The sequence below is a fragment of the Brucella sp. LJL56 genome, assembly GCF_054871705.1.
Map to the genome: position 1 here is coordinate 664,303 of NZ_JBTXLQ010000002.1, position 19,885 is coordinate 684,187.

The window sequence follows — 19,885 nt, forward strand, 5'->3', positions numbered from 1 at the left end:
TTATCCTCCTCATTCCATAGTCGGCTGCGGCTCTGAATCCATCAGGCCGAATTGCTCAAGAATTTCGTTCGTGTGTTCCCCGCAGGTCGGCGGCGCCCGGCGATAAGTAACCGGCGTATGGCTGAACTTTATGGGATTGCCGATCAGGCTCACATGGCCGGAATGTGACGTCGGATAGGGAACTGAAATCTTCATCCCCCGGCTTTCCACCTGATCCGAAGCGAACACATCTGAAAGCGTATTGATGGGACCGCCGGGAACACCGGCGCCCTCCATGCCATCGACCAGCCTTTGTCTGGAAATGGATTTCAGCTCTCTCTCAAGAAGCTTAATCAGCACCTCACGGTTTTCAATACGAGCCGCATTGGTTTCGAAACGGGCATCGGTTGCCAGATCAGGCCGCTCAATGATATCGCAAAAGCTCCGATATTGGCGGTCATTGCCCGCTGCAACCACGACATGCCCATCGGCAACTTCAAAAACCTGATAAGGAACGATATTCGGATGTTGGTTGCCATATCTTGCCGGTGCGTTGCCGGTCAACAGATAGTAGGTACCCGCATTCACAAGCCAGGATATCTGTGAATCGACGAGCGCAATATCGATGTGCTGGCCGACACCGGTCTGGTCACGATGGCGCAATGCAGCCAGGATAGCGGTGGCGGCATAAAGACCGCAGACAACATCCGCAACACCGACGCCGACTTTCATCGGCTCCCCAGAAGGTTCACCAGTCAGGCTCATGATCCCACCATAAGCCTGAGCCAGCAAATCATAACCGGGTTTAGCCGCATTCGGACCGGTCTGACCAAAACCAGTGATCGAACAATAAATGAGATCCGGCTTGTCCTTAATCAAACTCTCATAGTCCAGCCCGTATTTACGCAGGCCGCCGACTTTGAAATTTTCCACCACAATATCGCATTCTCTGACAAGCTTTCGAAGCTTCGTCACATCATCGGGATTGGCAATATCGAGGGCAAGCGATCTTTTGTTACGATTGGCGCATAGATAATAAGCACTTTCCCGTGTTGAAGCGCCATCCGGACCCGTGACAAACGGGGGGCCCCAGCTTCGTGTGTCGTCCCCTTCTTGTGGTCGCTCGATCTTGAGGATGTCCGCCCCCATATCGCCGAGCAATTGCGTACATGTCGGTCCTGCAAGAATGCGGGACAGGTCAAGTACTCTGACGCCGTGGAGAGGGCCGGTGGAAACTGGATCTGTGTGGGATGAATTCATCATGCGTGCATTCTAGATACTGAAAAGAAGTGTTGCCAGTTTAAAGAAGTGCATTTTATCATGACAAATATTCACGATAACTCTTCTCCAGAGAGCCTCACTGCATGAATATCCGCCAACTCAGAACCGTTGTGACGTTCCTGAAGCAACAAAGTTTTGCTTCAACCGGAGATCAGATCGGGCTCAGCCCTTCAGCCGTAAGCATTCAGATGCTTCGGCTGGAGCAGGAGCTTGGGATCAATCTTTTCAATCGTACCACGCGGCCGCCAACCTTGACGGTCGAAGGGTTTGCTATTGCCGAGATTGCGCAAGAGATTCTGGAATTGGAAGAGCGCATCCGGAGAATTGCAAAGGGCATGGATATCGCGAAGTCGATCACGATCGGCTTTGTTCCGACAACCCTGACACGTATTCTGCCCCGCGTAATCAGCCGTTTGCGGGACGTCTTTCCCGATCTTCAGATCAATATCAAATCCGGCCTGTCCGGCGAGTTGGCTACAGCCGTGCTGCGGCGCGAAATAGATTTCGCACTGATCACCTCTCCTAGCACGGAAATGCCGGAGCTGAATGTTACCGAGATCGCGCGAGAACCGCTTTTCATCGTTGGCCCGCAATCGTTGAAACATGTAACCTCAGCCGTAGAACTCGTAACAGCGTTGCCTTTCATCGCATTTAATAAACGTGCATGGCTGGGGCAGAAGATCGCAGCAGACTTGCAGATACAAGCCATTTACCCCACCGACGGCATGGAAATCGACTCCCTCGATACGATAGAGCAACTGGTCTCTCAGGGCTTTGGAGTTTCAGTCATTCCGCAGCGTCTCTTGTCCCCTCCACTCGCAGAGCACCTGAAGTGCCTGCCATTCGGCCAGCCACCGGAATCACGAATTCTTTCTTTGATCGAGCATGTCGGCCATCGTGCAACAGAACTGGAAGCTACGGTTCGCCGTGTGTTTCAGTCCCTGGTAAATGACAGTTAGGCCATTCCAACTATAGCGCCTCACACTCCTGACCGAAGCAACACACGTCATTTATCGTGCGGATCGAAAACGGTCGTGCCAACATACCTGTGGCACAAGCAAGAACAACGGCTTCACTTTTCGCCCGAAGTGCTTGATCCGTGATAAGTTCATAGTCGAGCGTATGGGCTGGACCGATGGTGCGCCGGATCATCTCAACCGCAGCATAACCGATGGTGTCGCGCAGGACTTCGTCGAGATAGGAGTGAACGAAAGCATCGCGTGCCTGACTCATACCTTCAATCGACGGGTCATAAGCGGAACTGGAAAAGATGCCTGCATCGGATGGCTCTTGGCAGAGCAGGGAGAACTTCGAAACAAAGCCAGACCAGACATCCTGGACCATAGCCAGAATATGCTGACGATAGCCTGTGCGATCGCCTCCAGATAGCTCATAAACGGATTGGGCGAAATAGTTAAGCAGCAGGTTGCCGATCAGAATGCCAATATCGAACCCCATTGGGCCGAACACTGCAAATTCTGGATCGATGACCTTTGTATCTCTCTCCGTCAGCATAATCGACCCGGAATGCAGGTCTGCGTGGAGCAGCGCATCGGTTCTTGTCAGAAATTTTTGCTTCAATTCCGCCACGCGGAGTTTCAATACTGTGTCAGACTGAATGCGTTCGACATGCGCATCCAAAGCCGGACTCGTCCATCTGTTATTGGTGGAGCGAACAAAGGGCTCCGTGAAGATCAGCCGTTCGGTGATTTCACACAGTTCGATATTGCGCGCAAAATCAGCCACCAGTTCGCGCTTCCGCGTCGCATCCAGCGCAAAATCCGACGTCCCGTACAGACAACGGGCCAGATAAGTTGAAATATGATCGGCAAAATGAGGATAAACCACGCCATCGACCATGCCCTTGCGCATGATGATATGCGGCGAGAGAAACTCCTGTGCCATCAACGATTTTTCGGCATCATAGTGATGGACCACCGGAACATGATCTGGTGCGAGCTGCGCAAATATCCTCAGTGCTTTGGTTTCAAAAGCCAGACGCTCGCATGTCAATGAACGCGAACCACCAGACATGCGCGAATAGGGGAGCGCCTGTTTGAGCGCCAACGCTGCCTTCTCGCCACGCACGAAAAACACGAAATTCAGATTGCCATCGCCGATCTCATCGACAAGCAGATCTTCAACCGCTTCATCAAACACCGCATTCAGCCGAGGCGTCGAACCAAGATAAGCCTTAAGCGTGTGTTCATTGAATGCGATCGCAGTTGTCGTGATCGTCCTATCAGTCATGCCGTCTCCCTCTCGGAAAAAACTCTCGATTGGAGCTGCGGTCGCCCGCAAGCGCCTCATATATCGTCCTGGAGCATTTCCGGTTTAAATAGATCATCAGAAATGCCCAATCTCTTTGCTAATGTGGCTATCTTGTCCCGAAAACCGCCTCACGCTTTTCGGGATATGCTTCACGGGCAGGCCATGAGGTTGTTCCTCATCAGGAAATCTCGACCACTCCCGGAAGCTCGCTTCATGAGAAGCAATCTCTGATTATCCCCATCCCCCATTTAATTATCATATTACAATTTGCGATTTGACCGTCAACATATGTTGTCTACAACTGCCAGATATTGCATTATGCTGGCATGACACATCCGGGAAAAGGAACCATGACCGACATCAAACCTCTTCCGGAAACGGAAGCCCCCCAGACACCGCGGCAGATCACGCGGCAAATCGCGGATGATATCCGCGACAGCATCCTTAATGGCGAGCTGAAGATCGATGAACGCCTATCGACAGAGGGCGATCTGGCTGAACATTACGGTGTATCGGTCCCTACAATTCGCGAAGCCCTGAAGCGACTTGCTGCCCAACATCTGATCCGCTCCAAGCGTGGACCAGGGGGCGGCATATTCGTCAACCGACCAAGCTTTGATCAGACCCGCGAGAACATGGTCGGCATCATGATGCTTCTTTCGAGCCTCGGTTCGTTTTCACTGATCGATATTGCCGAATTTCGCCATGATACGGGGCTTCTGTGCTTGAAATACGCAATCCAGCGCCGCACGGACGAAGACCTTGCCGCGCTTGAAAGGGAACTGGTATTGCAGGAAGACGCCACCATCAGCGATGTCGAGTTCTGCGCCGCCGATGTGCGCTTTCATCAAGCATTGGCTCAGGCAACGGGTAATGGTGTCTATAGCTTCTTTCTTCAGGGCTTGCTCGAAGTGCTGATTCCACCTGCCAATATGGTGGTATTCAAGTTCCGTGATCGCATGCTGATTGCTGGCTTTCACAAACGCATCTTGCTGGGGGTCTATAGCCGAAACCAGCGCACGACCGAGGAAGCTTTCACCGAACTTATGGATTACTTGCGCGCCAGATACGCAGAAGCCCAGGATTGGCGACGCGCTGCCGATGCGGTACCCTAGTTTAAATTTTAATATTGAAATTATGTATTTAATTATGTTAATTCCATTACTGGACGGACATGTTGAACCAGATTGAATAGGATGATTGTCAATCATCACCGAGGCCTCAACGTCCTGGAGGAAATATGCATTCCATCACTTTGCCCACCATAATGCGCGAGAACGTCATCCTGGAGCCCGACTGCGTGCGCATCCTCGATAGGCGAGTCTTCCCGTTCGAAAAGTCCTTCGTGGTCTGCCGCACGGTAGACGACGTGGCGATCGCGATCGAACAGATGGTGACACAGAGCGGGGGGCCTTTCTATGCCGCCAGTGCAGGCATGGTTCTGGCCGCGCGCGAAGCACAACTCCTTTCCAGTGAGCAGAACCGGCTTGATCTGATGCGACGCGCCGGTGCGCGCCTGATTGCGACCAGAGCGACCAATGATCATATCGCCAATGTCGTCAGGGTGTTGTTGGCCGATACAGAAACCTTCGCTGGCGCCGATGATTTTCTTGGTCAGTTCGAGGCCGCCATCGAGCGTGTTTGGAATAAACGTCGTGCGACAGCCAGACGTCTCGGGATTCATGGCGCAAGTGTGATCGCCGATGGTGACAGCGTGCTCACCCACTGCTGGGCAGAAGCAACTATTATCGAAACAGCTGCAGCCGTCAGGCGCGCAGGCAAACAGGTCAGCTTCATTTGCTCCGAAACCCGTCCCTATCTGCAAGGGGCGCGGCTTACCGCTCACAGCCTTGCGGAAATGGATTTCGAGGTAACTGTCATTACCGACAATATGGGCGCTTGGGCAATGGCGCGCGGCAACGTCGCACGGCTGATGACGGCAGCCGACAGGGTTACCATGTCCGGCCACGTCGTCAACAAGGTTGGTACATTGCAACTTGCAATCGCGGCACAGCATTTTGGCCTTCCCTACTTTGCCATGGTACAGAGCCCTGACCGCAATACACCGACAGACGCCGACGTGCCCATGGAAGACAGAAACCCGGAGGAGAGCCTCCATTGTCTTGGCCAACGGACAGCTTCGCCGCTAGCAAAAGGCTGGTATCCAGCTTTCGACGTCACCCCGCCTCACCTCATATCTGGTGTGGTGACAAGCAATGGTGTGTTTTCCGCAAACGCTCTTTTCGCCCATTTCGAACAAGCCCCAGCCTCATAACTTATCTTTCGTGATGTGCAGGATGTCATATAAGGCGTAGATTCTGCGCCGCTCACCAGTGAGATTGTCTATATTGCTGACAAATTATGCTGAATCTGAAGCATTTGCAGCAAAAGTGCGAAGCATTTTTACGTCGGATAGCGCGTAAAAACAAAGAGATAGAGCGCCCGACCACTTCTGTGGAATCGGGCGCTCTTAAAGATTCAGATAATGGCTTCAATCAGGAAAGGCCCTTTTTGCTGGCACGCAGTCATTAGTGCGTTCTCAAATCCCGCCACGGTATCCACGCGAACAGCCTCGACGCCCATGCCGTTGGCCAGACCGACCCAATCAAGCGTTGGATCGACCAGATCAAGCATTCGGCTTGCGTTGAAACCTGCAACCCCTGCCCCCACCTGCTTAAGCTCACCATGCAGAATGTTATAGCGCTGGTTCGCATAAACAATGGTCAGAACATCAAGCCTCTCCCGTGCCTGGGTCCAGAGCGCCTGTACCGTATACATGCCGCTGCCATCCGCCTGTAGGGTGATCACTTTACGATCTGGGCAAGCAATGGATGCGCCCACAGCCAGAGGCAACCCTATCCCGATTGAACCTCCAGTGAGTTGCAGAAAATCATGGGGTTCTGCACCGTATGTATGTCGGAAAAAATCCCGGCCCGACGAAACGGATTCATCACATATAATCGAATTTTCCGGCATGTGGTGGGCCAGCGCGATCGAAATCGCTTCAGGCGTCAGTGTCCCATCTGGCATGGAGGGCTTTTCACGCATTGCAACAATGGCGCTGGTCGTTGCGTTGATCCCGAGTTCGTCGGCAAGCATAGCGATTGCGGCCTTCAAATCCTGATCATTTGATGCCATATCGAGAACCACGCAGCCAACGGGCAGCATACTGCTCGGCTTGCCAGGATAAGCAAAGAAGCCTACGGGCGCCTTTGCACCTATCAGGATAATCTGCTGCGTCTCGGCGAAAGTTTCAATCGCTTTATCGATGGCAAAAGGCACTCGATCAACGGCGACACGTCCTGCACCGCGCTGTATCCTGCTATTCGATTGCTGTGCCATCAGCCGCGCACCGCTCATCGAGGCAATCCGGCTCAGCGTTTCGAGATTTTCCGCCCTTAGCGCTATTCCCGAAACGAGAATGGTTGTATTCTTTCCTGCGCGCAAAGCCTGCGCGGCCTCATTTATCTTGTCAGAGTCCGGTTGGTCAGCCGGAATTCTTGATGCTTTCCCCGGCACTTTGCTGTGCACCTCTCCCCATGCAGCGTCAGCGGGAAGGATAAGGGTGGAGATGGCGCCGGGCGCCCTATTGGCTTCTGTAATCGCACGTGCCGTCTGCCGCCCCACATCATCCGCCGATTGAGCTCTTCCAACCCAGCCCGACATCGGGCGCGCCAGTGACTCTATATCGGAAGTCAGCGGGGCGTCGTAGGCAAGGTGCTGTGTCGCATGATCTCCAACGACATTGACTATCGGCGTGAAAGCACGGCGGGCATTGTGCAGATTGGCAAGACCATTCGCCAACCCCGGTCCCAGATGCAGCAGAGTAGCCGCCGGCCTATCCGCCATACGGGCGAACCCGTCCGCGGCTCCGGTCACCACACCTTCGAAAAGGCCAAGTACGCACCGGATTTTCGGCTGCCTGTCCAACGCTGCCACAAAGTGCATCTCGGACGTTCCCGGATTGGCAAAACAGACGTCAATTCCATTTGACAGCAAGGTTTCGCACAGAAGATCGGCGCCGTTCATTTGTATTAGTTCCCTCATTTTGAAGCGAAGTATCGGAGTGGTCGGAATGCCGATAAACCAAACTAGAACGGTTTCCGTAAAACGGCTTTGCCAAAATCGTCCTGTTTGCCTTTATCGTTTCCCGAACGCAAACTAGCCGTAACTCTCACAGTAAATCTCTAGATCGTTTTTACCGGTATTGGTGAAACCGTTTCCATCCCTGGCAAAACTTCCCGATAGTCCTCGACATCGACACCATGCTCGCGAAGAATTTCATTTGTATGTTGAGCAAAGCGCGGCGGCTTGCGTCTATAACTGGCCGGAGTTCGTGACATCTTGATCGGACTCCCTGTACTGCGAAAATCATCGATATCCACAACCATTTCCCGGTGTTTCGTATGTGGATCATCGATCACCTGATCGATTGTTCGAACGGCACCGCAAGGAACCCCGGCCTCAATCAAATCCTTCGCGATCGCCTTACATTCAAAAGCAGCCAACCCTTTTTCCAGTTCAGCCTTCAAGGCGTCCCTGTTTCGATTCCGCTGCCCGTTATTTGTAAATCGTGCATCTGAAGGCAGATCCGGCTTACCGATTATCTGGCATAATATCTCGAATTGCCGGTTATTGCCGACTGCAAGAAAGATCGGGTCCGTTGCGGTCAAGAATGTGTCATACGGGCATATGTTCGGATGCGCATTGCCGGAGGTTCCAGCCACTTTTCCCGAGAGATAGAAATTCGGCAAATGCGGATGAAGAAGAGAAAAGCCGCAATCGTAGAGGGTCGTCTCCACGAACTGGCCCTTACCGCTCGTTACGCGTTCATTCAGCGCCATCATAATCCCTATGACGGCGTTCAGGCCAGTTACCATATCGACCACCGGCAAACCGACACGCAGGGCCTGCCCACCCTTTTCACCGTTCACACTCATAATGCCGCAAGCCGCCTGGATCGCCGCATCGTAGCCGGGCAAGCCGCCCAGTGGCCCGTCGCTACCGAAACCGGATATCCGGCAATGAATGAGTTTGGGGAAACGCTCGGTCAGAACTGTACGGTTCAGGCCCCAGCGCTCAAGCGTACCGCTCTTAAAATTTTCAATGAAGACATCGGCCGTCTCAAGCAGATGCAGCAGCAACTCTTGTCCGGCCGACTTAGACATATCTAGCGCCATGCCGCGTTTGTTACGATTGAGCCCAAGAAAATAGCTTGCCGCATCATCCAGAAAAGGCGGCCCCCATCCACGGGTTTCATCCCCACCCGGTGGCTCGATTTTGACAACATCAGCGCCGTGATCCGCGAGAATCTGCCCCGCATATGGCCCACCCAACACTCGGCTTGCATCAATGACTTTCAAGCCTTGAAGAGATCCGTTGGAAACTTGCTTATGCGTCATGTCAATTTTCCTGTATTTCAAATGCATCGGACGAGAGCATCTCGATTTCCTGGCGCATCTCGGTCGCAAATTCTGGATAGGTTTCGCTAAGTTCGTCCAATATACGCCCTCGCAGTAACTGGAGGATGGAAGGATCAGGATCGGGCGTTAAATCTGGTCTGGGCGAATGATCGAAGTCGAAACCGGTCGCTTCCGTAACGTCTGCCAGCTCATGTCCTTTGTGCAGGCTCGTCAGACGGAAATTTTCACGTTCTTTATCAAAATGGAAAAGCCCCTTGCCCGTCAGCAACGCATATGGCCCGCCGGTTCTGTAGACATCCTTTTCGGAGACACCCGCCGCACTTATGAAATCCACTTCTTTCACCAGAACACGTGGGCTGTGTTCTTCGCGAAAAAGAATGATGCGCGGAACGACAAAGTAAAGATAGGCGGAGCCAAAGGAACCAGGCCACCTCACAGTGCTTTGCGGATAATCACCAACACCGACAAGATTTATGTTGCCCTTCCCGTCAATCTGTCCACCGCCCAGAAAAAAGGCATCTATCCGACCCTGACCAGCACAATCAAAAAGCTCTGCGGAACCGTTGGTGAAGAAATTATGTTCTACCGAACCTAGAATCGAGATTTTGACCGCTTCCCCGCCGTCACGACTGTTGAGCGCACGTCGAAGCATTGCACCGGCAGCAGGGATGGGAGACGATGCTCCAACGGCAACGTGTCGGACACCTTCAAGAAGTTGTGCGATTGTATAAATCAGTGTCTCTCGAGCAAGAATTGGCATCATTGCACAGACTCCGGAGAAAGCGACTTGATATATTCCGCGAACCCGGCAGCGGTTCGCGCAAGCCCGGCATAGCGTTTCAGCTCTGCAAGATCAGGAGGATATTCTCCCCACAGACCGTAGGGCCAGGCCCCTTTTGGCGCGACAGCAACACCCGTCACATAGAGTGACGGGAGCGTGCCTGCGGCTGTGATCTCGTCACTCAGCAAGCTGTGCTCTACAACCCTTTCGACAGTTACGATTGTTTGTCGTGAAGCATATGCCATCGCCGCCAATTCCCGGCGACGCCCCACCCAAACATTACCGAACCGGTCAGCCATTGGAGCATGGAAGATAGCAACATCCGGCTGGATAGCAGGCACCAGAACGATGGGGTCAGGCTCCTTCGAGAAAGGATTTTCGATAAGGCGCCAGTCGGGCCGATTGCGTAATATATCAGTGCCAATGAGTCCCCGTATTGGCAGAAACGGACTCCCCTTCTGGGCCGCCATCAAACCGGCATGAATCGCGGGGCAAGTTGAATCGAGTATCGCGACTTCACCCTGCTTGACGGCGTCACTGAACTGCGGCGCACTACCGGCCTCACCCAGCGATACAGCGCTCGTTTCAATACATTTGACCAGCCCTGCACCGATCAGGATATCTGCCTGCAGCCCCCCGGTCGGTACGCAAACCAGATGAAGGTCACTTGCGCCATTTTCGACAAGCGCTCCGGTCATGGCCATCGAGACACCTGCATAGTCAACCGGAATCGCGATTTTCATGCCAGTTTTAACAAGGCTGGCCAATTCGCAAAGCTTGGATCGCAAGTGACCCTCCCATTAGCCGGGCGCGTCATAAACGCGTTCTACGTTTCATTGTTTGTTCTGTATTATAGAACCTATTTCTAAATTACAGTTAACGTCCAGCGTAACGACCTGTCAATCCTCTAACCGGCGTCAGAGGCAATTTTCTGTGACTGCTTGACAAGTCGAATGAACGAAATAATCTATTTATGGAATATTGTTCTATTATGTAGAACCAATGGGAGGATTTATGACCGCTACATCGACACAGCACAAGGAGCCCCCTGACACCCCGTACCTCAGACAGAATCGGACAAATATCACTTCAATGCCCTCCACAGCCATCGGAAGTAGCATTCGCATTTCTCAGGTTCGCAAGAGTTACGCCGGTTTCCTTGCAATCGATGATGCAAACCTTGATATCGCTCCTGGTGAATTTATCACTCTTCTTGGGCCAAGCGGCAGCGGGAAAACCACGCTTTTGAATGCCATTGCGGGGTTTCAGAAGATCAATTCAGGTGAAATTCTCGTAGATGGTCGCCCTGTACAGCACATACCACCGCATAAACGCGGCTTCGGCATGGTATTTCAAAGCTACGCGTTATTTCCAAACATGACGGTGACGCAGAACGTAGCCTTCCCAATGCGCATGGCTGGGTTGGATCGAGCAACAACCGACAGACGCGTTGCCGAGACGCTGGAAATGATGCAACTCACGGCTCATGCGGCAAAGATGCCCAGCCAGATGAGCGGCGGCCAGCAACAGCGCGTAGCGATAGCACGAGCGATTGTCATGCGCCCGCGCATCGTTCTCATGGATGAGCCGTTGAGCGCCCTTGATCGCCGTCTTCGGGAATCTATCCAGATAGAAATCCGAGAACTACACCGAACAATCGGAAGCACCATTCTTTTCGTAACCCACGATCAGGGCGAAGCCCTGACGATGAGTGATCGTATCGCCGTTCTTGATGCAGGCAAGATCATTCAGATAGGCACACCAACAGAAATCTATCGCCATCCCGAAACACGGTTCGTCGCTTCGTTTGTCGGTGAATCGAATCTTATTGACGTCGAAGTGGTTCAAAGACGAGGAACACGGCTTTTGTTGAAGAGCCAAGCCGGTTTCACATTCGAAGTCGAAAGCGGCAACCAAGTTGATGCAAGACGGGTCACTGTACTTGTACGTCCAGAGCGCATTTCCTTTACAAATACGCAACACCAGAATTCACTACCGGTCAAGGTGACTTCAGCCCTATTCCTCGGAGAGTTACTGCGAATAGAAGCCAGAACGGACAGCAGTGAGAAGCTGGTAATCCGCTGTACAGACAGTCATCGCAGACCAATTCCGGAAATTGGTGAGCAGCTCTACGTAAGCTGGAACGCCGAAGATTGCTGGGTATTGTCATGATGATGGCCCAGGGCAACGCTTCCAGTCGTATGGAGCCGGCAAAATCATGGCCTGAAAGACTGAAGAATCCGTCAGTTCTTTTGCTGCCTTCCATAATCTTTCTCAGCTTCATCTATCTTTGGCCACTGCTCGATCTATTTCGCCTGAGCATCAGCGGCCCCAACTGGACAAGCCATTTCGAGCGCATATTCTCCGTTGCGCTCTATTGGGAATCGCTGGTTCGAACGATGGAGATATCTGTTTCCGTCGCAATAATGTGTCTGCTGTTGGGATATCCTACTGCACTTCTTCTTCACCGTAGCCGCGGCACTGTGAAAATGCTCATAGCAACCGCAATCATTCTTCCGTATTTCATTGCGATTCTAATCCGGACCTATGCATGGATGGTGCTGCTCGGTCGTAACGGCCCGTTGAACAAGCTCGCACTGTGGCTTGGTATCTTCGATGAGCCCGCACAACTGCTCTTCAATCGCGGCAGCGTTCTACTCGGAATGACAGCCGTTCTGCTTCCCCTCATGGTTCTCAGCATCTATTCCAGTGTTTCCAAGATTGATAACAATCTCACACGGGCGGCCCTGGCCAGCGGTGCAGGGCCAATTGCAGTCTTCTGGCGTATCCTACTTCCGATTACCTTTCCTGGCATCGGCGCTGGGTTTCTGCTGGTATTCGTAACCGGCCTTGGTTTCTTCATCACACCGACCTTGCTTGGTGGCCCCGGCGATCAGATGTTTGCGATGCATATAACACAACAAGCGGATTTCCTTACCAGTGAGGGTTTCCTTCAGGCGCTTGCGGTGGTCCTACTCCTGATTACTCTTCTGGTCGTCGGGATCGCCGGACAGTTTCTGGGTTTTGATTTCATCTGGGGTGGAGGAAAACTGGCCGAAGGCAAAAGTTCTCCCTCATCTCAGAGTGATAATCGGCAAGCCCGCCAATCCCTGAAAGCCATCGTGGCAGACAGTCTTGGATGGCCGCTTCTACGTTTGCTTGGAAAATTGCCGGAAAGCTCCGGCATATGGACAGTCAGGCTATTGGGAGCCCTGGTGATACTGACCCTGATAGGGCCAATCCTTGTGGTCATCATCCTTTCGTTCAGCAAGGCAAGCTTTCTGACATTCCCGCCGCCCGGCTTTTCGTTGCGATGGCATCAGAAATTCTTCTCAGACTCCGAATGGCTGGCAGCATTCTTTGCATCTTTAAGTATTGCGGCAATCTCATCATTCATCTCCGTCCTGTTTGGCGCATCAGCGGCGATGGGTATCGTTCGAGGAACGTTCAAGGCAAAGACGCTCGTCATGCTGCTTCTTGTCAGTCCTATCATCGTGCCACCTGTCGTGCTGGGACTGTCACTCTACAGCCTGTTTCTTCAGTTCGACCTGATCGGCACGAGACTGGGGCTCGCAGCCGCCCATGCCATCGGTGGGATACCCCTTGTCGTGGTTATCGTGGCCGCCAGTCTGCAAGGCGTGGATAGAAGGCTGGAACAGGCTGCGGCAATACACGGTGCTTCAGCGCTGGTGGTTTTGCAAAAAGTGACGCTGCCCGCGATCGCCCCCGGCCTTGCTGCGGCAGCATTCTTTGCTTTCCTGCACTCTTTTGACGAGCTTGTCCTGTCCCTTTTTCTCTCCAGCGCCCAGTTGAAGACGCTGCCGCTGCGCCTATGGGCGGACGTAAACTATCAACTCAATCCGGTACTCGCCGTCGTCTCAACGCTGGAAGTCGTCTTGGTAGTGGGCGGGATACTTTTGTTCGGCCCTGTTCTGACGAGGTCGAAGAAAGCAAATGCGTGAGATCAAACCAAAATTCAATGTCAAAACAGGGAGGAGACAGGTAATGCGAACGCTACAAAAACTTTTCATAGGAACAATGATTGCGTCCACATGCAGCCTGCTCGGCATGATGGGGGCAAATGCACAAAGCAAGGAAGTCATCATGCAGGATCCGGGCGGCGCTTATGGTGAAGCGCTCCGTTCGATCATGTATGATCCATTCGAAAAAGATACCGGCATCAAGGTTGTCACCATTCAGGATGCCCGTAGTGGCCCAAAGATCAAGGCACAGGCAGCCGCCGAAAAAGCACAGTGGGATCTAACATTCATCTTTGATCAAGAAACCAAACTTCTTGGCGATTGTTGCCTCCTGAACATAGATTATAGCAAGCTCTCCGATGGAGCCCAGAAAACACTTGCCGCGATGCCAGACAATCTAAAGCGGCAGAAGGGCGTAGCGCTTCAGGTCATTGGCGTGACACTTGCCTACAACACCGATAAATATGATGAAAAACGCCCTGATAACTGGGCTGATTTCTGGAACGTGGATGCATTTCCCGGCAAACGCTGCCTGCCCGCTTGGCCACGCTTTGTTTTTGAAGCAGCATTGATGGCCGATGGTGTCGACAAATCCGAGCTCTATCCGATTGATATGGAACGGGCGCTCAAAAAAATTGCAGAGATTAAACCCAATGTGGCCAAGTGGTGGACGACGGCCGCACAGGCACCTCAGCTCATGCTGGATGGAGAAGCAGACATGTGTCTGGCATATGTGGGCCGTATCATCACACTCAGACAGGATGAAGGCGCCCCAATCGACATGACCTGGAATCAGGGCTTCGTCTATTATGACTTCTTTTCAATTCCCAAAGGTGCTCCCAATCCCGAGAATGCTCTGAAGCTTCTCTCCTATCGCCTTGATGCGAACCGCGCAGCTCAACTGTCGACAGCCTATCCGGTGCCCGTGCCATCCTCGGTAGTCTATGAAGCCGCCGACCCGGAAGTGAGCCGGCTGTGGGCTAATAATCCCGAAAACGTCAAACAGGCTATTGAATGGAGCGCAGATTATTGGGGTGCACCATCGCCAGACGGGAAATCAACAAATGAAGAATATGCACAAGAAAAACTGAACGCTTTGCTCGCACAATAATTAATAATTGCCGAGCCCGTTTTTTGGGCTCGGCGCTTTTCCTGCGAGACAATCTATTCTATAGTTTTCATTTTAATACACTCTAACGCATTATCGTCGAAAGCAGGTTCAGCAAGCCTGCGATGAATTGAGATACGAAACCCAAAACGAGATTAATGCAAGCGCGCAATGGATAAAGCCTTTATCAAGGGACTACGGCTGATCGAGACCTTGGCAGCCAGTGAAAAACCTCGCGGGATAACCGATCTCGCCAATGAATTGGGACTGACCAAAAGCAATGTGCATCGTCTGTTGGCGACGCTCATAGGGAATGGCTATGTTCGCCAGATTCCTCCGCACAGTACCTACGAACTGACAACGAAAATCTGGCAACTCGGTAGTCTTGTTATCAAGAGACTGAATTTCATTGAAGTGGCGCATCCGGCGCTTGCAATGCTTTCTGAACTTACCGGTGAAACCATCCACCTGTCGGTCCTTGAAGGAACGGAAGTCGTGTATGTCGACAAGATCGAGGGTGCGCATCATGTCAGAGCACATACTAGCGTTGGTTCGAGAGCCCCTGCATGGACGGTCGCCACGGGCAAATCGATGCTGGCGCAATTGCCAGATTCCTATTTGGAACAGTTTAAAGGTCTGATTACGCCCTATACGGCTTCCTCAAAGAAGAATCTTGAAGAGTTAAAAGCGGATATAGACCTGATACGTCAGCAAGGATATGCGTCTGTTCCGCAAGGTGAATGGCGGGAAGGAATTGCTGCCTGTGCCTGTGCTGTTCTGGGGCATTCCGGCGAGCTGGTTGGTGCGATCGGAATATCGGGTCCAGATACCCGGCTGAAGCGCAAACAGATCAAGGAATACTCCGTTCATGTGATGGAAGCTTCCAGAATGATAACACGGGCGCTGGGAGGGCGGAGCTTTCCCCCAAATGTGTAAGCAACTACACAAGAAAACTCATCCATAAGCGGCTCACCCGGACCGATTGAAGAGCATCTCAAAAGCGTGAAGTGGCTTTCGGGAAAATATGTGTTTGATAACAAACAGATAGAAATACCTGATGATTCAGCATAGACCGGAAATGCTCCAAGTCTGTTTGAAGATCCAGTAAAATCAAGAGGTAGAACGGTTTCGACTTCATTGAAGCCGAACCGCCCTTGTGTCTCATTGATGAACTATCGTTATATCAACGCGGCGCAGGCTCGGCTGATCCTGTTTATCGCGTCGTTTAGCTCCGCCTCCGATATAGCGTAGGAAATACGAAAGAACGGTGACAGACCGAATGCCGATCCAGGAACAACGGCAACGAATGCCTCCTCCAGAAGATAATCGGTGAAATCGCCGTCTGTGACGATCGTTCGTCCATTAGGCGTCGTCTTGCCCAAAACGCCACCGCATCCCGCAAAAGTGAAGAAAGCGCCTTCCGGCGTACGGCAATCAAGCCCATCAATAGCATTCAAGCCGCTGACGACGATATCCCGGCGGCGCTGAAAGTCATCTCGACGTTCTTTCAAAAACGCCTGCGGCCCATTTAGGGCTTCGACCGCAGCCGCCTGACTGACCGAGCAAGGACATGATGTGGCCTGACTCTGGATCACCGCCATGGATTTGATGAGTGCCTTCGGTCCGCCAGCATAACCGATACGCCAGCCGGTCATTGCATAAGCCTTTGAAACCCCATTAATCGTGAGCGTTCGCTTCTGTAGGCGAGGTTCCAGAGCTACCGGTGTCACAAATTTGAAGTCATCATAGACAATATGCTCGTACATATCGTCAACCATCAACCACACATGCGGATTGCGCAGCAGCACATCGATCAATGGGCGATAATCGTCAGCGCTGTAGGCTGCACCAGAAGGATTAGAAGGCGAATTCAGCAGAACCCAGCGCGTTTTAGGCGTGATGGCTTTTTCAAGTTGCTCGGCCTGAAGGCGAAATCCGAACCTGGTATCGCAGGGAACCGTGACACAAATACCGCCGCAAATTTCAACAATATCAGAATAAGATGTCCAATAAGGGGTAGGAATAATTACTTCGTCACCATCATCGAGGGTAGCCATGAAAGCATTGAAGAGAATTTGCTTTGCACCGGTGGCGACCGTGATCTCGTCATTCGAATAATCAATACCGTTCTCACGGCGAAATTTTTCCATGATTGCCATTTTCAGAGCCACTGTCCCGTCAAGTGCAGTGTACTTCGTCTGCCCCGCTTCGATCGCGGCCTTGGCTGCTTCCTTGATATTCTGCGGCGTATCGAAATCCGGCTCACCCGCACCCAATACAATAACCGGATGGCCATCGCGCTTCATGGCAGCGGCCCTCGCACCGATTTGCAATATCTTCGAGACACCAACGGAAGCTATACGGGACGCAGGCCGAAAACCCACTGGATCGTTATCAAGAGCAATTGTCATGCTTTCAACCTTCGCACATAAAAAATAGAAATATGATAATCGTCGAACGAGACTAGCCCACCGTCACGATGCAACTCTAAGACCGTCTAGTGTTGCTTTGCTTTGCTGCCCGTATGTCTCGAACTTTTCCAGAACGGCAGCAATCTGTGTCTCCGACAAGACTGGCGGCTCGCCAAATGGCAGGCAAAGAAGATACTGCCGGGCAAGCTCTTCTACGGTCACAGCCAGCGAAAGCGCTCGTGCAACCGAAACATGTGCTGCGACAACGCCATGATGCGCCATAAGGCACGCACGCCGTCCTTCAAGCGCGTCAATGATCCGGTCGGCCAGTTCCTGCGAACCGAAGATTTCGTAAGGGGCACAGCGGATGCTTGAGCCGCCCGCCGATGCAATCATATAGTGGATCGCAGGGATATCCCGTTCAAGGATACTAACGGCAGTGGCATGGGTCGAATGCGTATGTACGACCGCCTTAAGGTCGTCGCGCGCCATTAGAATATCCCTGTGAAAGCGCCATTCGCTGGAGGGTAGCACATCACCTTCATAGCTCGCATCCCAGCGCATCGCGACAACATGTTCCGGAGCAAGCTTCTCATAGGGAATACCCGTCGGTGAAATCAGAAAGCCGTCTCCATAGCGCACGCTGATGTTGCCGGACGTACCCTTGTTGATGCCGAGTCTATTCATGCTCCGGCAGCCTTCGATGATTTCATTGCGTAATGTCAGTTCATCGCTCATGCGTAACCCACTGTCTGCTTTGATATTGTAGTTTCGTGCCTGCTTGGATGCACTGCAACCGCGTCCCGCGATATCTCTCGTGCCTTGCATATATTGCCCCAGACGCATCGTCATTCCGAAAGGAATTCCAGATTACGGGGTCGTTCTAAAATGTAGAATACAGTTCTGAATTTCAGTCTATCGCCGCCATATCTTCCTTGTCAATTCCATTATGACAACTCCGCAACCAGACAATAGGTTTTGCCGACAATCCAGCTTGACAAAGATTGCCTACCTATACAATAAATATTTGGAATAGTGTTCTATATTTCAGAACATCTAATAACCGTATGCGATATCACCAACCGTATCGCAGCCCCCAAGCCAAAACATTCGAGCGGTGCCATGCTAAACGACCTGAAGATCAAACTTTTCATCAACGGTGAATGGCGCGACGCGCTTAGGGGCGAAACGATGCCGCTTATCGATCCGGCAACAAATGAGATCGTCGGCCATCTTGCACAGGCTCGCCAGGAAGATCTTGATCTAGCTCTTGTTGCCGCCGAACGCGGCTTTCGCGTCTGGCGGGAAACGTCTCCGTTCGAGCGTTCGAAAATCATGCGCAAGGCCGCCAGCCTCATGAGAGAGCGAGCCGATCATATTGGCCGCCTCATGACGCTCGAGCAGGGCAAGCCACTTGAACAGTCCAGAGCGGAAGTTCTAAGCGCAGCGGACATCATCGAGTGGTTTGCCGAAGAGGCCCGGCGCACCTATGGCCAAGTCATTCCAGCTCGCCACAGCGACGTGTCCCAACTGGCAATCAAGCAGCCAATTGGACCGGTTGCAGCCTTTACACCGTGGAACTTTCCCATCAATCAAGCTGTTCGAAAGCTTTCCGCAGCGGTCGCGACCGGATGCTCGATCATCGTAAAAGCACCGCATGAGACCCCGGCCTCCCCGGCGGAACTGGTACGAGCCTTCGCCGACGCAGGAATCCCCGCAGGCGTCGTCAATCTTGTCAACGGCAAGGCATCGGAAATATCATCCTATCTAATTCCCCATCCGACAATTCGCAAAATCTCCTTCACCGGCTCTACTCCCGTAGGCAAGGAATTGGCTTCGCTTGCTGGCCTACATATGAAACGGGTCACGATGGAACTGGGCGGACACGCGCCAGTCCTCATCTTTGACGACGCGGATCTGCAAAAGGCAATCTCCGTGACAGCCGCTTCCAAGTTTCGAAACGCCGGTCAAATCTGCATCTCTCCAACGCGCTTTCTTGTACAAGAAGGAATAGCGGAACAGTTCATCAACGGCTTCGTGAAGGCCGCAAAAGCTATCACCGTCGGCAATGGTTTCAATGACGCAATCCAGATGGGACCGCTGGCAAATGAACGGCGCGTCCTTGCCATGGAAGACCTGATAGCTGATGCCGTACAGCAGGGCGGAGAAGTGAAGGCGGGCGGACGGCGGATCGGCAACAAGGGCAACTTCTTCGAGCCAACCGTGATGGCCAATGTGCCTATTTCGGCAAAGATCATGAATGAAGAACCTTTCGGCCCTGTAGCGATCATCAACCGGTTCCAATCATACGAAGATGCTATCGGCGAAGCAAATCGCCTGCCTTTCGGCCTTGCATCCTATGCCTTCACCAGTTCCGCCAGAACAGCTCACGCTCTGACACGCGACATGGAAGCAGGCATGGTGAGTATCAATCACAATGGCCTTGCACTGCCTGAAGTGCCGTTTGGAGGAATTAAAGATTCGGGTTACGGAACGGAAGGCGGCTCCGAGGCAACTGCAGCCTATCTCGAAACCAAATTTGTCAGCCAGATGAACTGAGTATCCCGTCAGGATCGTTGTTAAAGCACGCACGCTGATGACCGGAATATTCGCTGGACAATCGGATACGGCAGCGCAGCAGGCATAGGTCA

16 protein-coding genes are annotated in these 19,885 nt (G+C 52.5%); 8 read left to right on the plus strand and 8 right to left on the minus strand.

Features of this window, described 5'->3' with window-relative positions:
* Positions 1–9 precede the first annotated feature (9 nt).
* Positions 10–1,242, minus strand: coding sequence for a CaiB/BaiF CoA transferase family protein (locus ACYSN1_RS11635; RefSeq protein ID WP_461725792.1), 1,233 nt, complete (start codon positions 1,240–1,242; stop codon positions 10–12).
* Between the two features lie 101 nt (positions 1,243–1,343).
* On the opposite strand from ACYSN1_RS11635, the gene ACYSN1_RS11640 reads away from it, so the two are divergent.
* Positions 1,344–2,219 carry a LysR substrate-binding domain-containing protein gene (locus tag ACYSN1_RS11640; protein ID WP_105543961.1) on the plus strand — a complete coding sequence of 292 codons (876 nt, stop codon included), beginning with the start codon at positions 1,344–1,346 and terminating at the stop codon, positions 2,217–2,219.
* A gap of 10 nt (positions 2,220–2,229) precedes the next feature.
* Here ACYSN1_RS11640 and mtnK read toward each other — a convergent pair whose 3' ends face one another.
* A complete protein-coding gene (mtnK, locus tag ACYSN1_RS11645; protein ID WP_461725793.1) occupies positions 2,230–3,510 on the minus strand; it encodes an S-methyl-5-thioribose kinase in 1,281 nt (426 codons plus the stop codon).
* Positions 3,511–3,881: 371 nt separating this feature from the next.
* Here mtnK and ACYSN1_RS11650 point away from each other — a divergent pair, with 371 nt between their 5' ends.
* Both ACYSN1_RS11650 and ACYSN1_RS11655 read left to right on the plus strand, forming a co-directional pair.
* Positions 3,882–4,646, plus strand: coding sequence for a FadR/GntR family transcriptional regulator (locus ACYSN1_RS11650; protein WP_461725794.1), 765 nt, complete (start codon positions 3,882–3,884; stop codon positions 4,644–4,646).
* Positions 4,647–4,771: 125 nt separating this feature from the next.
* Complete coding sequence (locus ACYSN1_RS11655; protein ID WP_461725795.1) at positions 4,772–5,806, plus strand: translation initiation factor eIF-2B alpha/beta/delta subunit family protein; 1,035 nt, start codon at positions 4,772–4,774, stop codon at positions 5,804–5,806.
* A gap of 203 nt (positions 5,807–6,009) precedes the next feature.
* On the opposite strand, the gene ACYSN1_RS11660 is transcribed toward ACYSN1_RS11655, so the two are convergent.
* The 4 genes from ACYSN1_RS11660 to ACYSN1_RS11675 all read right to left on the minus strand — a co-directional run bounded on the left by ACYSN1_RS11660 (position 6,010) and on the right by ACYSN1_RS11675 (position 10,502).
* A complete protein-coding gene (locus ACYSN1_RS11660) occupies positions 6,010–7,560 on the minus strand; it encodes an acetolactate synthase large subunit (protein ID WP_461725796.1) in 1,551 nt (516 codons plus the stop codon).
* 158 nt (positions 7,561–7,718) lie between these two features.
* A complete protein-coding gene (locus ACYSN1_RS11665) occupies positions 7,719–8,933 on the minus strand; it encodes a CaiB/BaiF CoA transferase family protein (RefSeq protein WP_461725797.1) in 1,215 nt (404 codons plus the stop codon).
* A 1-nt stretch (position 8,934) separates the two neighbouring features.
* Positions 8,935–9,717, minus strand: coding sequence for a CoA-transferase (locus ACYSN1_RS11670; protein WP_461725798.1), 783 nt, complete (start codon positions 9,715–9,717; stop codon positions 8,935–8,937).
* Positions 9,714–10,502: a CoA transferase subunit A gene (locus ACYSN1_RS11675; RefSeq protein WP_461725884.1), complete on the minus strand. Its 789-nt coding sequence runs from the start codon at positions 10,500–10,502 to the stop codon at positions 9,714–9,716. Before ACYSN1_RS11675 ends, ACYSN1_RS11670 begins: the two co-directional genes overlap by 4 nt.
* Before the next feature lie 247 nt (positions 10,503–10,749).
* Here ACYSN1_RS11675 and ACYSN1_RS11680 point away from each other — a divergent pair, with 247 nt between their 5' ends.
* From ACYSN1_RS11680 to ACYSN1_RS11695, 4 genes are all read left to right on the plus strand, one after another.
* Positions 10,750–11,907: an ABC transporter ATP-binding protein gene (locus ACYSN1_RS11680; RefSeq protein ID WP_461725799.1), complete on the plus strand. Its 1,158-nt coding sequence runs from the start codon at positions 10,750–10,752 to the stop codon at positions 11,905–11,907.
* A complete protein-coding gene (locus tag ACYSN1_RS11685) occupies positions 11,904–13,697 on the plus strand; it encodes an ABC transporter permease subunit (protein ID WP_461725800.1) in 1,794 nt (597 codons plus the stop codon). The genes ACYSN1_RS11680 and ACYSN1_RS11685 overlap by 4 nt, the downstream gene beginning before the upstream one ends.
* On the plus strand, positions 13,690–14,826 hold the full coding sequence (locus tag ACYSN1_RS11690; RefSeq protein WP_461725801.1) for an extracellular solute-binding protein: 1,137 nt from the start codon (positions 13,690–13,692) through the stop codon (positions 14,824–14,826). Before ACYSN1_RS11685 ends, ACYSN1_RS11690 begins: the two co-directional genes overlap by 8 nt.
* Before the next feature lie 168 nt (positions 14,827–14,994).
* Positions 14,995–15,759 carry an IclR family transcriptional regulator gene (locus tag ACYSN1_RS11695; protein ID WP_461725802.1) on the plus strand — a complete coding sequence of 255 codons (765 nt, stop codon included), beginning with the start codon at positions 14,995–14,997 and terminating at the stop codon, positions 15,757–15,759.
* 242 nt (positions 15,760–16,001) lie between these two features.
* Here the strand turns inward: ACYSN1_RS11695 and ACYSN1_RS11700 are convergent, their stop codons facing one another.
* Positions 16,002–17,234, minus strand: a complete 1,233-nt coding sequence (locus tag ACYSN1_RS11700) for a pyridoxal phosphate-dependent aminotransferase (protein ID WP_461725803.1) — start codon at positions 17,232–17,234, stop codon at positions 16,002–16,004.
* Positions 17,235–17,297: 63 nt separating this feature from the next.
* Positions 17,298–17,972 carry an L-fuculose-phosphate aldolase gene (locus ACYSN1_RS11705; protein WP_461725885.1) on the minus strand — a complete coding sequence of 225 codons (675 nt, stop codon included), beginning with the start codon at positions 17,970–17,972 and terminating at the stop codon, positions 17,298–17,300.
* A gap of 384 nt (positions 17,973–18,356) precedes the next feature.
* On the opposite strand from ACYSN1_RS11705, the gene ACYSN1_RS11710 reads away from it, so the two are divergent.
* Positions 18,357–19,793, plus strand: a complete 1,437-nt coding sequence (locus ACYSN1_RS11710) for an NAD-dependent succinate-semialdehyde dehydrogenase (RefSeq protein ID WP_461725804.1) — start codon at positions 18,357–18,359, stop codon at positions 19,791–19,793.
* Positions 19,794–19,885 lie beyond the last annotated feature (92 nt).